General features: G+C 57.4%; 12 protein-coding genes. 10 read left to right on the top strand and 2 right to left on the bottom strand.

The features are described from left to right. Nucleotides 1–82: 82 nt before the first annotated feature. From ID864_RS04160 to ID864_RS04150, 3 genes are all read left to right on the top strand, one after another. Nucleotides 83–715: a hypothetical protein gene (locus ID864_RS04160; protein WP_187497820.1), complete on the top strand. Its 633-nt coding sequence runs from the start codon at nucleotides 83–85 to the stop codon at nucleotides 713–715. 118 nt (nucleotides 716–833) lie between these two features. Beyond that, nucleotides 834–1280, top strand: a complete 447-nt coding sequence (locus ID864_RS04155) for a DUF441 domain-containing protein (protein WP_048916071.1) — start codon at nucleotides 834–836, stop codon at nucleotides 1278–1280. Nucleotides 1281–1328: 48 nt separating this feature from the next. After that, nucleotides 1329–1754, top strand: a complete 426-nt coding sequence (locus ID864_RS04150; RefSeq protein WP_048916070.1) for a hypothetical protein — start codon at nucleotides 1329–1331, stop codon at nucleotides 1752–1754. An 81-nt stretch (nucleotides 1755–1835) separates the two neighbouring features. Here ID864_RS04150 and ID864_RS04145 read toward each other — a convergent pair whose 3' ends face one another. Beyond that, the gene (locus tag ID864_RS04145) at nucleotides 1836–3110 is read right to left on the bottom strand and encodes a Glu/Leu/Phe/Val family dehydrogenase (RefSeq protein WP_048916069.1); all 1275 of its coding nucleotides are present in this window, start codon (nucleotides 3108–3110) and stop codon (nucleotides 1836–1838) included. A 405-nt stretch (nucleotides 3111–3515) separates the two neighbouring features. On the opposite strand from ID864_RS04145, the gene ID864_RS04140 reads away from it, so the two are divergent. The 4 genes from ID864_RS04140 to ID864_RS04125 all read left to right on the top strand — a co-directional run bounded on the left by ID864_RS04140 (nucleotide 3516) and on the right by ID864_RS04125 (nucleotide 8053). Then, nucleotides 3516–4850 carry a D-serine ammonia-lyase gene (locus ID864_RS04140; protein WP_048918804.1) on the top strand — a complete coding sequence of 445 codons (1335 nt, stop codon included), beginning with the start codon at nucleotides 3516–3518 and terminating at the stop codon, nucleotides 4848–4850. Nucleotides 4851–4997: 147 nt separating this feature from the next. Further along, nucleotides 4998–6197 carry an enoyl-ACP reductase FabV gene (gene fabV, locus ID864_RS04135; RefSeq protein ID WP_048916068.1) on the top strand — a complete coding sequence of 400 codons (1200 nt, stop codon included), beginning with the start codon at nucleotides 4998–5000 and terminating at the stop codon, nucleotides 6195–6197. Between the two features lie 229 nt (nucleotides 6198–6426). Beyond that, on the top strand, nucleotides 6427–7380 hold the full coding sequence (locus ID864_RS04130) for a sensor domain-containing diguanylate cyclase (protein ID WP_133623592.1): 954 nt from the start codon (nucleotides 6427–6429) through the stop codon (nucleotides 7378–7380). A 115-nt stretch (nucleotides 7381–7495) separates the two neighbouring features. Beyond that, nucleotides 7496–8053, top strand: coding sequence for a DcrB/PsbP domain-containing protein (locus ID864_RS04125; RefSeq protein ID WP_062818547.1), 558 nt, complete (start codon nucleotides 7496–7498; stop codon nucleotides 8051–8053). Between the two features lie 235 nt (nucleotides 8054–8288). Here ID864_RS04125 and ID864_RS04120 read toward each other — a convergent pair whose 3' ends face one another. After that, complete coding sequence (locus tag ID864_RS04120) at nucleotides 8289–9206, bottom strand: bestrophin family protein (RefSeq protein ID WP_062818546.1); 918 nt, start codon at nucleotides 9204–9206, stop codon at nucleotides 8289–8291. Between the two features lie 200 nt (nucleotides 9207–9406). On the opposite strand from ID864_RS04120, the gene ID864_RS04115 reads away from it, so the two are divergent. The 3 genes from ID864_RS04115 to ID864_RS04105 all read left to right on the top strand — a co-directional run bounded on the left by ID864_RS04115 (nucleotide 9407) and on the right by ID864_RS04105 (nucleotide 13947). Next, nucleotides 9407–10729: an LLM class flavin-dependent oxidoreductase gene (locus ID864_RS04115; RefSeq protein ID WP_062818545.1), complete on the top strand. Its 1323-nt coding sequence runs from the start codon at nucleotides 9407–9409 to the stop codon at nucleotides 10727–10729. 87 nt (nucleotides 10730–10816) lie between these two features. Next, on the top strand, nucleotides 10817–11296 hold the full coding sequence (locus tag ID864_RS04110; protein WP_048916063.1) for a GNAT family N-acetyltransferase: 480 nt from the start codon (nucleotides 10817–10819) through the stop codon (nucleotides 11294–11296). A gap of 257 nt (nucleotides 11297–11553) precedes the next feature. Next, complete coding sequence (locus ID864_RS04105; protein ID WP_048918012.1) at nucleotides 11554–13947, top strand: TonB-dependent receptor domain-containing protein; 2394 nt, start codon at nucleotides 11554–11556, stop codon at nucleotides 13945–13947. Nucleotides 13948–13995: the final 48 nt, after the last annotated feature.

Raw genomic sequence — 13995 nt, 5'->3', positions numbered from 1 at the left:
TCGTTCTCAGAGAGGCCCTTTTTACTGGCATTTTTTGTGATATTTGCCACAGTAGCATTTCAACGTTAAAGGAGATGCGGCCATGACCATCATTGCCTGCCTGCACGCGGCCAGAAGCAATATAGAAGTGTTCGAGCAGTCGCTCGGCGCGCTCGGCTATGAAGACGTCCAGCTGCTGCACCGGGTGGAGAGTGAACTTTTTGATCAAGCCATTGAGCAGCAGCATGTCACCCCGGAGATCGCAGCCGCCACGCGCCAGGCCATTGAAGAGCTGTGTCAGCAGGCGGATGCGGTGATTGTCACCTGCACCACGCTTGGGGTGGCGGCATACGAGGTCGCCTTCAGCAAACCGGTGGTGCGCATTGATGCCACGCTGGCGAAAATCGCCTCGCGCTATCACGGCACGATACTGGTGCTCTGTACCGCCAGCTCGACGCTGGCCTCCACCACCCAGCTATTTAGCGCCTTTATTCCCGGTGAACGGCTGGTGATCGAACTGATTCCGCGCGCGTGGGCCTGGTTCAATCAGGGCGACATTGACGGCTATCATCAGGAAATTGCGCACTATATTCAGCAACGTCCGGAATGCACCCTGGGCTGTATCGTGCTGGCGCAGGCGTCGATGAGCGGGGCGGAGCGCTTTATTAACAGTACGCTGGCGGTGCTGAGTGGCCCGCAGGTCAGCCTTCAGGCCGCGATTGATGCCAGCCACTGATTGCCTGAAGCGGGCGCGGGTCACGCCCGCGGCGTGGCGGAAAAAAAAGGGTGAGTTGCTGAAAAAATTCTTTATGCTGTGCTCACCACTTTGTTGCGAAACTGTTATCAGGTAAAAAATGTTCGATTTGACCCTCGCTATTCTGCTGTTCCTTGCCGCCCTGAGCTACTTCAGCCACAACCTCACCGTCACCATTGCGCTGCTGGTGCTGGTTGCCATTCGCATGACGCCGCTGCAGCAAACCTTCCCGTGGATTGAGAAGCAGGGCGTCACGGTGGGGATCATTATCCTGACCATTGGCGTGATGGCGCCGATTGCCAGCGGTTCGCTGCCATCCACCACGCTGATGCACTCGTTCCTGAACTGGAAATCGCTGCTGGCAATCGCGGTGGGCATTTTCGTTTCATGGGTTGGCGGGCGCGGCGTGCAGCTGATGAGCAGCCAGCCTACCGTCGTTGGTGGGCTGCTGATCGGCACCATTATCGGCGTCTCGCTGTTTCGCGGCGTGCCGGTCGGGCCGCTGATTGCCGCCGGGCTGGTGTCGCTGATGATCGGGAAATCCTGACCAGATATGTTATCCTGCCGCCCAATTTTTTACTGACAGAGAAAAGCCGTGAGCACCAAACAGGATAAACGTAACAAACGCGCCAAACTGAAAGCCAAACAGGCCAATAAGGCCCGCGCCCACGGACGCCAGCTGGATGCCGTTGGCCGCCAGAACTACGTCGCCACCCCGGAGATGCTGGAACTGTTCGCCACCTTACCCGCGCTGGATGAAAGTGGTGATATGCCATTTGTCGCTGAAATTTACCGCTGGTCGCTGGCCGAATATCAGTTTGACGGCAGCAATGAAGAGGGCGAGCAGCTGCAAGTTGCGGCACTGTGCGTGATGTACATTCACTGGGCCACCAGCGACGGTGCCGATACGCTGGTGCAGAATGAACTGATCGAGGCGGCGCTGCGCCTGGTCGAAGAGAACGAGGCATTTAAGCAGCGTTACCAGCAGGCCGAAGCGGACGCCCGGGCGGAAAAGATCTAAAAAAAGGCAGGTTCCTAAAGGAGCCTGCCATTCTTCGAGCCAACCCTACATCAATACGGTTTTTGAGGGGCTATATTGCTCTTAACCCGGATAGATCCCGCGATCCTTACGTGCCATCAGGATGCGCTCGCACGCCACGATATAGGCGGCGGTGCGCAGGCTGCACGTCTTCTCACGCGCTTTATCCCAGACGTGGACCATCGCTTCGGTCATAAGCTTATCCATGCGCTCATTAATTTCGTCCTCGCTCCAGAAGAAGCTGGCCATATCCTGCACCCACTCAAAGTAGCTGACGGTTACGCCCCCGGCGTTACACACGACGTCCGGCACGACGGTAATACCGCGTGAGGCCAGCACGTCATCGGCTTCCGGGAAGGTTGGGCCGTTTGCGCCTTCCAGCACGATGCGGCAGTGCAGTTTTTCCGCGCGCTGACGGGTGATCTGACCTTCCAGCGCGGCAGGGATCAGAATCTCCATTTCTACGTCCCAGAATGCCTCATCGCTGATAACGTCTGCGCCGCTGAATCCGGCAATCTTTTTATTGGCTGCCTGCCACTCACTCAGCGCGACCAGGTCGATGCCTGCCGCGTTGAACAGCGTGGCGCTGTGGTCCTGAATCGCTACCACGCGCGCCCCGGCATCGTTAAACAGGCGCGCTGCTTCGCTACCGACGTTACCAAAGCCCTGCACGGCAACTCGCGCACCTTCAATTTCAATGCCGCTGCGGCGTGCCACTTCACGGCCGGTAATAAATACGCCGCGCCCGGTGGCTTTTTCGCGCCCCAGTGAACCACCAAGGTGGATAGGCTTACCGGTCACAACGCCCGTGATGGTGGTGCCGTGATTCATTGAATAGGTGTCCATCATCCACGCCATCACTTTAGCGTTGGTGCCAACGTCCGGCGCAGGAATATCTTTTTGCGGGCCGATGATCAGGCCAATTTCGCTGGTGTAGCGGCGCGTCAGGCGCTCGAGCTCGCCTTCCGACAGCGCAAAGGGGTCAACGCGGATCCCGCCCTTGGCGCCGCCATACGGCAGGTTAACCGCCGCACATTTGATCGTCATCCACGCAGAAAGCGCCATGACTTCATTAAGATCCACATTAGGATGGTAACGAATACCGCCTTTACCCGGGCCGCGCGACAGGTTGTGCTGCACGCGGAAGCCTTCGAAGTGGCGGATGCTGCCGTCGTCCATTTGCAGCGGAATGTCTACAATCAGTGCACGTTTCGGATGACGCAGGGTATCCACCCAGCGCGACAGGTCGCCGAGATACGGCGCGACGCGATCGATCTGCTGCAGATAGGTTGACCAGGCCGTCTTGCTGCCTTCAGAAACGTAAGAGAGCTTTTCCATAACAAACCTTCATATGTGTAGAGCCTGTCCGTCAGGGGCAAATGCCGTGCGGGGAGCTCTTAGTTATAAATACTGTCATACCGTGGATGACTCAGTGAATCTCACTAAGTCGCCGCTAATTTAACATCAAAAAAAGGTTTCAAAGTTTTTAAATAAATGTGAAATCCTGTGTTTTAAGCGCAATTCAGCATGACTAACTGCATAGTTAGCGGGTAAAACTGCGCTGACTTTACAGACCGACAGTTGGCAGGCGGTAGTTATGCAGATAAACTGCATATCTGGTTTTTTCTTTATATTTTTCAGAAATTTGAATGCGATCAAACTTTGGCGCTAATGACTGTTTTTCCCATTGTTTAAGCATAAATCGGCCATCACCCCACCACCACAGGAGAAGTCACCATGTTAATGGATGCAGAACAGGTCAGGCAGAATTTTCCACTGGTTAATCAGCTGTGTGCCTTACAACCGGTTACCTGGTTCAACCCTAAAGCCACGACGCTGGCACAGGGCTATGCGCACGTCGGCCTGACGCGTGAACAGGTGGTGGAAGCCAGCGCCCGGCTGGCGCGTTTTGCTCCTTACCTGATGCAGGTATTCCCGGAAACGCGCGCCAGCAACGGCATCATTGAGTCGGAAATTTGCCCGCTGACCCGCTTACAACCGGTGCTTGATGCACGCTATCAGCACGCGCTGCCCGGCAGTTTGTGGTTAAAGAAAGATAGCCACCTGCCGGTGTCGGGCTCGATTAAGGCCCGCGGCGGCATCTATGAAGTGCTGGCACATGCGGAAAAGCTGGCAATCGATGCCGGGCTGCTGAAGGAGACGGATAACTATGCCTGCCTTGCTTCCGCGCCGCTGCGCCAGTTTTTCAGCCAGCGGCGTATTGCCGTCGGCTCGACCGGAAATCTTGGCCTGTCGATCGGGATTATCAGTGCCAGCCTCGGTTTTGATGTCACGGTCCACATGTCGGCGGATGCGCGCGCGTGGAAAAAGCAGAAGCTGCGCGAGCACGGCGTAAAGGTGGTGGAGTATCAGCAGGATTACGGCGTGGCGGTGGCGGAAGGGCGCCGTCAGGCCGAGTCCGATCCGCACTGTTTCTTTATCGACGACGAGAACTCCCATAACCTGTTTCTTGGCTATGCGGTGGCCGGGGAACGGCTGAAGCAGCAGTTTGCTGCGGAAAATATCCGGGTTGATGCACAGCATCCGCTGCTGGTCTATCTGCCGTGCGGCGTCGGCGGTGGCCCCGGCGGCGTGGCGTTTGGCCTTAAGCTGGCCTTTGGCGACAGCGTGCACTGCATCTTTGCCGAGCCGACGCACTCTCCGTGCATGCTGCTGGGCGTACACACCGGCCTGCATGATGAGATCGCGGTACAGGATCTGGGAATCGACAACCGTACCGCAGCGGACGGTCTGGCGGTCGGGCGCGCCTCCGGTTTTGTGGGCCGCGCAATGGAGCGTTTGCTAAGCGCCTTTTATACTCTCAGTGACGAAGAAATGTATGCGCTGCTCGGGCTGCTGTATCAGCATGAACAGCTGGCGCTGGAACCGTCGGCGCTGGCGGGAATGGCAGGGCCGTGGCGTATCAGCGCGCAGCCTGAAAAGCTGGCTCAGCAGGGCATCAGTGCAGCGGCGCTGGCCGGTGCGACGCACTTAGTCTGGGCGACCGGCGGCGGCATGGTGCCGCCTGCGGAGATGGCGCAGTATCAGGCCAGCGCACTAAAAGCGCTTAATCCGTAAGCAACTGGCGCTTACAGAGTAAGCCGAAGCGGCAGATCGGCGCTTCCGCACTTTGCCTGAACCGCTTTACGCGCTATTCTGACGCCCTTATTTCATGAGAAAGTTAATGAAAAAGTTAATGAAAAAGTTTCATAAACTGAGGTCAATATGATTATTAAACCACGCATCCGTGGCTTCATCTGTATTACTGCCCATCCGGCGGGTTGCAAAGCTAACGTCAAAAAACAGATCGAATACGTCACCCAACAGGGCGAGATCGCTTCCGGCCCGAAAAAAGTTCTGGTGATTGGCGCCTCGACGGGTTACGGCCTGGCGGCGCGTATCTCTGCGGCGTTTGGCTGCGGTGCAGATACGCTGGGCGTGTTCTTTGAACGTGCCGGCGAAGAGAATAAAACCGCCACCGCAGGCTGGTACAACTCTGCGGCGTTCGAAGAGTTTGCCGAGGAGAAAGGCCTGTATGCCAAAAGCATCAACGGTGACGCCTACTCCGACGCGGTGAAACAGAAAACCATTGAGATGATTAAGCAGGATCTGGGTCAGGTTGACCTGGTGGTTTACAGCCTGGCCGCGCCACGCCGTACCCACCCAACCACCGGTGAAGTGTTTAACTCTACCCTGAAGCCAATCGGCAAGCCGCTGGTGACCCGTGGGCTGAACACCGATAAAGAAACCATCACCGACGTCTCCCTGGAACCGGCTTCTCAGGAAGAGATCGAAGGCACCGTCGCGGTTATGGGTGGTGAAGATTGGCAGATGTGGATCGACGCGCTGATGGAAGCGGGTGTTCTGGCCGACGGCGCTAAAACTACTGCCTTCACCTATCTGGGCGAGCAGATCACCCATGATATCTACTGGAACGGCTCAATTGGTGAAGCGAAGAAAGATCTCGATAAACGCGTTCTTTCCATTCGCGACAAGCTGGCCGCGCACGGTAACGGCGACGCACGCGTTTCCGTACTGAAAGCGGTAGTGACCCAGGCCAGTTCGGCTATCCCGGTGATGCCGCTTTATCTTTCACTGCTGTTTAAAGTGATGAAAGAGAAAGGCACCCACGAAGGCTGCATCGAGCAGGTCTACGGCCTGTTTAAAGACAGCCTGTATAGTGCTTCGCCGATCCTCGATGACACCGGCCGCCTGCGTGCCGATTATAAAGAGCTGCAGCCTGAAGTTCAGGACGAGGTTTCCGCACTGTGGCCAACCGTCACTGACGAAAACCTGAACCAGCTGACTGACTTCGTTGGTTACAAAACCGAGTTCATGCACCTGTTCGGCTTTGGTCTGGACGGCGTGGATTACGAAGCGGATGTTAATCCGGACGTAAAAATTAAGAACCTGGTGCAGATGTAATTCTGACCACGTTAAGCCCGGCGGCGCAGGGCATCGCGCCGCCAGCTATTGATCAGCTCTCAGCATCCAACCCGGTAAAACAGCGCTCCCCGCTGATATTGCCCTGCTATTCCGCCAAAAACCCTTCTTTCCCTGAAATTCCCCACCAAAGATCGGCTTTTCAATTCAGTCATTTACAGAAAAATTCGCGCAGGCAAAATAGCGCTTATTTTCACTCTTTGCGTGAACCATGTCCGACGAAGCGCTCCACCAGCAAATCCACAACCTGAAAAAACATAATGCGCGCCTGAAGCGTATTGCCCATGACGCCCGCCATAAGCTGAATGCGGCGCTGGACGGCACCGGGCTGTGTCTGTGGCAGCTGGATATCCCCAGCGGCAAGCTGGTGATCTTCAACCGCCGCTGGGGGTCGATGCTGGGCTTCCAGCCGAAGGAGCTGAGTGCGCAATTTGCCGTGTGGCGCGAACATCTGCACCCGGAGGATGCGCAGGAAGTGCTGAAGGCGTTTTATGACCATATCGAGGGGCGCGCACCCTATTATGAGGCGCTGCACCGGATGATCGCCAAGAACGGTAAGATCACCTGGGTGCTGGACCGCGGGCGCGTCAGCGAATGGGACGAGCAGGGTAACGCGCTGAAGGTGACCGGCACTCATATTGATATGACTAAAGAGAAGCAGTACGAAGCCCAGCTCTCGGCGCTGGCGCATCACGATCCGCTAACCGGCCTTACTAACCGCCACGCGCTGCAACACCATTTCAGCCAGATGAAAACGCAGGGTCCGCTGTGCCTTGCCTATATCGACCTCGACAACTTTAAGCACGTTAATGACACGCTCGGCCACCGCAGCGGTGATGAGGTGCTGATCCAGCTCAGCCAGCGTATGCGTGACGCGGTGCCGCCCGCCGTGGTGATTAGCCGGATCGGCGGCGATGAGTTTGTGCTGCTGCTGCCTTACCTGATCGGTTATCCCAAAGTACGCATTGCGGCGCAGGCCGTGCTGGATGCGGCGCTGACGCCGTTCGAGCTCGATAACGGCCTGGCGCAGATTGGCGCATCGGTCGGTATTGCTGAGGTGAAGGAATCTGATGATTTTGGCGCGGCGCTGATGCGCGCCGATGAAGCGATGTACAACGTAAAGCGTAATGGCAAGCAGGGCTTTGGTTTGGCTGCGATAGAGTGACTGGCCAAATATCCTTATTAATCATTATCGTTTTCGGCAGTTAAGGAACTTTCTCATGGCAGGGGGCTTGAGCGGCTCACTATACTGAAAGCCAATTCAGAAGAAGGATGCTCGAATGAAATCTATTAAATTATCTAAATTAGCAGGTTCATTATCTCTGGTGCTGGCCCTCTCTGGTACGGCGACAGCCGCAGGCGCAGCGGAAGTCACTACTCCTGCGGCAGCGGCACCCGCCACGCAGAAAGTCTCGCTGTTGAACGGCGACTTTGCTTTTAATCTGAAAGGTTATCAGCAGCAGCCAATGCCGGGCGGGGCACCGGGCAAGATGTACGTCAGCCAGGCAGAAAAGCGCGTGATTATCCTCGGTGAGGACAATGTCCCCGTTGTGGCGCGAGGCGGCACCGATGCGGACTTCCTCAACGGTATGAAGTCGATTAAGGATAAACAGAAGCAGGCATCGCCGGATTATAAGGTGATCAGCGAGAAGACCGAGAAGGTCAAAGGGCTGGACGTTTATCACATTGAAGCCACCGACAAGATGGACGGTAAAGGCGTGCAGCAGGCGACGCTGCTCTCTACCGCCGATAACAAGTTTGTGGTTATCCAGGTGCTTTCCGGCGCCAGCGACAAAACCGGCCATGCCGCCGCGGTGAACAGCATTCTCGGGAAGTAAGGATGATTTCAGGGCTCGCCGTCGTTAGATCCCTTTAGGCTGGAGCCCTCCCAGCGGGTCGGGCATGCCCGACCCCTACATCGGCCGGTTAACCCGGCTAGTCCTGATTGCCAGCATCCGTTAGTGCCTCTATAAATCCAACGTCATTGCGCTGCCGACAAGCGTAGCCCGTCACGCGTAGTGGCCGACCTTCTTTTCCGGTCGGCCCTAAACTGTTATCGCAACAGCAATCCAATCACATCAAATTATATCGCGCGTCCGGCAGTAGCTTCTCCGGCAGCGGGTGCTGGTTATCCATCTCGCACAGGGTGCGTTCGATGTGGTTACAGATGGCGTTCAGCGGCAGGTCGTTAGCGGAGGTGCCAAAGGGGTCTTCCAGCTCTTCCGCCAGCGATTCCAGCGACAAAAAGGTATAAGAGATAAACACCGAGACCAGCGGCGTCATGTAGTGCAGGTCTGCCACCAGCGCGAACGGCAGCAGGGTGCAGAACAGGTACACCGTGCGATGCACAATCAGGCTGTAGGCAAACGGGATCGGCGTGGTGCTGATGCGCTCGCAGCCGCCCAGAATATGCGACAGCTCATTCAGATTATTATCCATGCCGTTATACAGCAGGTCGCTAATCAGCCCTTTTTCGCGCTGGTCCGCCAGCCACGCGCCCATGCACAACAGCAGGCGGCCGGTCCTGAACGGGCTGGCCAGCACCTCTTCCCGCCACTTTTCCGGGGCCAGGCGGCGGATATCATCGCTGGCATCGGTGCTGCGCAGCTGATGCTTCAGGCTCCAGCTAAAGGCCTTCAGCAGCGCGCTGAATTCGCTCACTGCCGCCGGGTCGCTGCGCAGCGCGCCTTTCGCCTGGCGCAGCAGCGAACGCTGGGTAATCAGCAGCGACCCCCAGAGGGTTCGCGCCTCAACAAAGCGCGCATAGCTGGCGCTATTGCGAAAGCCAAGAAAGATAGCAATCGCCACCCCCAGCAGGCTGAACGGCGCGGTGGTCAGCTTCACCCCCAGCGTTTCATACCACTGAAAGCAGATCACCGCGAATATCGCCATCATCAGATTGAGGCTCAGGCGAAACAGAATTTTTTGCAGCACCGCGCCGTGCCATGAGAACAGGCGCGGAAACCAGTGCTGATGCGGGCGAACAATCATGGCGGCAGGATCCTGAAGTCAGCAAAAGAGAACATCATATTAACCAAAGCGCGACATCATACTCCGCTGCTGGTGCGGGTAAAACCCTCACCGCCCGGCAGTTTGCCGTAATGCGGCATTACAAAGGGGATATTGATATTTAATTCCGTCGCGGATTTATGAAAATCTGGCGTCATATCTTATGACGAGGGAGTAGTAAAATGAGCCAGAATCCACAACGGATCAAACTTGGTCTGATGCTGCAGGGCGCCGGTGGTTTTATGAATGCGTGGCGCCATCATCGTGTCCCGGCCGATGCCAGCGTCAACGTTAGCTGGTATCACCAGCTGGCACGCCAGGCAGAGGATGCCGGGCTGGACTTCCTGTTTGTCGCCGACGGGCTGCACATCAATGAAAAATCCCTGCCGCACTTCCTTAACCGTTTCGAGCCGGTGGCGCTGCTCTCCTCCCTGGCCTCGGTCACCGAACGCATCGGGCTGGCCGGGACCATCTCCACCTCCTACAGCGATCCGTTTACCGTCGCACGGCAGCTGGCAACGCTCGACCTGCTCAGCCACGGGCGCGCAGGCTGGAACGTGGTGACCTCGCCGCTGGAAGGCTCGGCGCGCAACTTTGGTAAAACACACCCGGAGCACGGCCAGCGTTACCAGATAGCGCGTGAATATATTGAAGTGGTGCAGGGGCTGTGGAACAGCTGGGAAGAGGATGCATTTATCCGTGACAAGCAGAGCGGCGAGTTTTTTGACGCCAGCAAGCTGCACAAGCTGAATCATCAGGGCGACCACTTCTCGGTTGAAGGGCCGCTTAATATTCAGCGCTCCCCGCAGGGGCAGCCGGTGATCTTCCAGGCGGGCGCCTCTGAGTCCGGTATTCGCCTGGCGGCGGCGACGGCTGACGCGGTGTTTACCAACGCGCGCACGCTGGAGGAAGCCGAAGGTTACGCCGCCAGCCTGCGTGAACAGGTGGCGCAGCAGGGGCGTGACGCGGTGGGAATTTTTCCCGGCATCAGCCCGATTATTGGCGCCACGGAACAGGAAGCCGAGGAGAAATATCAGTATCTGCTCTCCCTGCTGACGCTGGAGCAGGCGCTGAACTACCTTGGGCGCTTCTTCGACCATCACGACTTCAGCCAGTATGATCCGGACGCGCCTTTCCCGCAGCTGGGTAGCCTGGGCGAGAACAGCTTCCGTTCCACCACCGATCAGATCAAACGACTGGCGGCAGAAGAAAAGTTAACGCTGCGCGAGGTTGCGCTGCGCACCACGCTGCCAAAAGGCGAGTTTTTTGGCACGCCAGAGCAGGTGGCCGACACCTTTATCCGCTGGGTTGAGCAGGGTGGCGCCAGCGGATTTATCATCTGCGGCCCGGTGCTGAACGAAGCGCTGGAAGACGTGGTGCGCTACGTGCTGCCGATCCTCGAAGCCCGCGGTTACTGGCATCAGGACGACAGCCGCACGCTGCGCGAAAGGCTGGGCATCGCCAGGCGCGACCACCACGATCGTCAGACTCATCACGCTGCGTGACGCATAGCGGCATAAGCTTTCCCTTCATTCACCCGCGCTTAGCGGTTATGCTAAGCGTTATCCACGCCCTAACCTCAGAGAAATACAATGAATATCGTTATCCGCCGCGCCGAACGCCCGGACGCTAAACTGATCCTCGCGATGATCGCCGAGCTGGCCGAATATGAGAAAGCGCTACATGAAGTGGTCGCCAGCCAGCAGGACATCGAAGAGTCGCTGTTCGCTGCGGAGAGCAAATCAGAAGCGCTAATCTGCGAAATCGACGGTGAGGCGGCGGGCTACGCGGTGTTCTTTACCAGCTACTCTACCTGGCTGGGCAAAAACGGTATTTATCTTGAAGATCTCTACGTCTCCCCGCGTTTTCGCGGCCATAAAGCCGGTAAAACCCTGCTGCGCCATATCGCCCAGCTGGCGGTCGCGCGCAATTGCGGTCGCCTGGAGTGGAGCGTGCTCGACTGGAACCAGCCTGCCATCGACTTCTACAAAAGCCTCGGCGCGGTTCCGCAGGATGAGTGGGTGCGCTACCGCATGGAAGGCAAGGTGCTGACGGATTTCGCTGAATCCTGAGAGGACTGAGTCACGTCTAAGCCGCTGCGCCGCAAGGAACAGCGGTTTTTTTATGCCATGAGGGCGGCTTTAGCAGAAAGTTCCGCAGGTTAATGTAAATTATTCAATTAGTGTATTGATAATTATTATCGTCTGTATATGATGTCGCAAATTATAAAAGAACGACTTGCCCCGCGCATCGCATTTTCGGGGCCATTAACCTGTTTCATCGGAAAGCACTGTTGAGCAAATACCAATAATTAAATCAGGTATTTATCATGCTCAAATTTTCGTCCCGCCAGGGGCTACTGCAGACATCGCTCGTCATGGGAACTTTACTCACCGCCACCGTCAGCAGCGCTGCGGAGCAGGGTGACGAGACCGCACAAACAGCACAGAACGCCAGCGGCCAGAAACCGTCCGATGCCGCCAGGCCGAAAGATGATGCGGTGATGACCGTGTTGTCGCCGGCGGTGAAAAACGTCGCCGGCAGCAAAATCACGCTCAGCGCGGCGGAGATGCAGCAGCGCGGCGGCAACGACTTTGGCACCATCATGCGTTATGAAACGCTGATCGGTGCGGTCGGCAGCAGCGGTGGCTCCACCAGCGGTAAAAGCGGCTTCGACCGCAGCGGCTACACCGGCTACAACATCCGTGGTCTGGAGGGTAACCGCATCGCGATGGACGTTGACGGCATCCCGCAGCCGGACGCGACCGGGCGCAGCTACGCCAGCCGTGCCGGGGTAAATACCTTCGGTATCGGTCGCGACTACGTGGATCCTTATCTTTACGGCCAGGTCGACATCGAAGTCGGCGCAACCTCTACGGCGCGCAGCAATAACGCGCTCGGTGGCTCCGTCTCCTTCCTGCCAAAATCTGCCGATGACTACCTGGCGCCGTCAAAACCGACCTACTTTGGCTACCAGAGCGATTACGACTCCTCCAACCGCAGCTGGCACAACGGCATTACCGCAGCGATGGGCGATGAAACCCTGCGCGGGCTGGTGGCTTACAGCCGCCGCGACGGGCAGGAGACGCGCAACAACAGCGGCGAGCGGGATGCTTACCCGGCTAACTGGCACTCCGATGCGTTTCTCGCCTCCGGCATCTGGCAGCCCAGCGACGAGCACAAGCTGATAGCCACCGTCGATCTCTACAACAAGGTGAACCACACCCGTTACGACAGCTGGAACACCGCCGGCACAGCGGTACTGGGCGATGCCAATCAGCAGAGCAATACCCGCCGCTGGGGCATCAGCCTGAAAGATGAGTGGACGCCGGCAAACGCGTGGATCGACAGCCTGAGCAACAAGGTCTACTACCAGAAAACCGAAGCGCACGACAACACCCTGATGCCGCTGGATGCGTCATCCATGCAGCGCGTCTATTCTGACTATAACGTTGAAACGGTGGGCTACGAAGCCCAGCTGGCGAAAAGCATTGGCCGTCACGATCTGCTCGCCGGGGTCAATGCCCGTCTGGCCGATGCTGAGCGTCCATTCAGCCAGTCCCCGGCGCAGACCTCGTTCAATAAGATCACCAAACCCCAGGGCGACAGCCGCACCGTGGTTCTGGGTGGTTTCGTGCAGGACACCATTCAGTTCGATCTCGACGGTCACGGCTTTGCGGTAGTGCCCGGCGTGCGCGTGGCACATCAGGAAACCAAACCGCAGAACCTCGATAACCTCGCCGCCGGCACCGACGTGCTCACCGGGGCCGATGCCGAAGCGCTGTACGGTAAAACCAACAGCGACACGCAGGTGCTGCCGTCCATCAGCTTCAACTACGACATCACGCCAAAGCTGATGACCTATGTGCAGTACAAGCGCGGGGCGCAGTTCCCGAATGCCAGCCAGCTGTACGGCTCGTGGAACCTCGGCTCCAACTACCTGGCCGGCCGCCAGTACGCGCTGATCGGCAACACCGATCTCGATACCGAAACCAGTAACAACGTTGAGTGGGGCGTAAAGGGAGAAGCCACGCCAGGGGTCACCTTCAGCGGCGCGATGTTCTATAACAGCTATAAAAACTTTATTGCCTATACCCGCTACAGCCGCGCCACCAACCCGGAGAAATTCGCCAACGTGCCGTCAAATATCGCCACCACTTATCAGGCGGAAAACCGCGATAAAGCCTACATCTGGGGCGGCAACATCAGTAGCAAAATCAACTACGGCACCTGGTTTGAAGCGGTTAATGGTCTGAACAGCACCTTCGCGCTGGGGTACAGCAAAGGGCAGTCGAAGTCCAGCTATGCCGGCGACAGGTATGTTGACCTCGACAGCGTGGCACCGATGAAAGCCGTGGTCGGCGTGGGCTGGGACGACCCGGCGCAGCGCTTTGGTGCCAATGTCACCGCAACCTTTGTGAAGGGCAAGCAGGCGGAAAACACCAATCGCAACAGCTTCAACAACAGTGGCTCGGCGCTGACCGATGCCACTTCCGAGTACCAGCGCGTGCCGGGCTACGGCATGGTGGATCTCTCCGCGTGGGTGAAGGTGACGAAGAACGTCAGGTTGAGCGGCGGCATCTATAACCTGACCGATCGCAAATATTGGGATTACCTCAGCAGCCGCGACCTGACCGGGGAGACCCCGATGGATATCAACGACCGCTCACTGGCCGTCATGCCGGGGCGTAATTTCCAGCTGGGTGTGAACGTCGATTTCTGATGTAAGGCTCAGGATTAACCATAAGGTCGGGCTTGCCCGGCCTTTTTT

Origin of the sequence: Erwinia aphidicola (genome assembly GCF_014773485.1) — a bacterium.
Lineage (GTDB): Bacteria > Pseudomonadota > Gammaproteobacteria > Enterobacterales > Enterobacteriaceae > Erwinia > Erwinia aphidicola.
This window is presented reverse-complemented; position numbering and strand designations above follow the sequence as displayed.

What these genes read in the sequence shown, in the direction of transcription:
- ID864_RS04160 (WP_187497820.1), top strand. Translation starts at nt 83, where the DNA reads ATGACCATCATTGCCTGCCTGCACGCGGCCAGAAGCAATATAGAAGTG.
- ID864_RS04155 (WP_048916071.1), top strand. Translation starts at nt 834, where the DNA reads ATGTTCGATTTGACCCTCGCTATTCTGCTGTTCCTTGCCGCCCTGAGC.
- ID864_RS04145 (WP_048916069.1), bottom strand. Translation starts at nt 3,110, where the DNA reads ATGGAAAAGCTCTCTTACGTTTCTGAAGGCAGCAAGACGGCCTGGTCA.
- ID864_RS04140 (WP_048918804.1), top strand. Translation starts at nt 3,516, where the DNA reads ATGGATGCAGAACAGGTCAGGCAGAATTTTCCACTGGTTAATCAGCTG.
- fabV (WP_048916068.1), top strand. Translation starts at nt 4,998, where the DNA reads ATGATTATTAAACCACGCATCCGTGGCTTCATCTGTATTACTGCCCAT.
- ID864_RS04130 (WP_133623592.1), top strand. Translation starts at nt 6,427, where the DNA reads ATGTCCGACGAAGCGCTCCACCAGCAAATCCACAACCTGAAAAAACAT.
- ID864_RS04125 (WP_062818547.1), top strand. Translation starts at nt 7,496, where the DNA reads ATGAAATCTATTAAATTATCTAAATTAGCAGGTTCATTATCTCTGGTG.
- ID864_RS04120 (WP_062818546.1), bottom strand. Translation starts at nt 9,206, where the DNA reads ATGATTGTTCGCCCGCATCAGCACTGGTTTCCGCGCCTGTTCTCATGG.
- ID864_RS04115 (WP_062818545.1), top strand. Translation starts at nt 9,407, where the DNA reads ATGAGCCAGAATCCACAACGGATCAAACTTGGTCTGATGCTGCAGGGC.
- ID864_RS04110 (WP_048916063.1), top strand. Translation starts at nt 10,817, where the DNA reads ATGAATATCGTTATCCGCCGCGCCGAACGCCCGGACGCTAAACTGATC.
- ID864_RS04105 (WP_048918012.1), top strand. Translation starts at nt 11,554, where the DNA reads ATGCTCAAATTTTCGTCCCGCCAGGGGCTACTGCAGACATCGCTCGTC.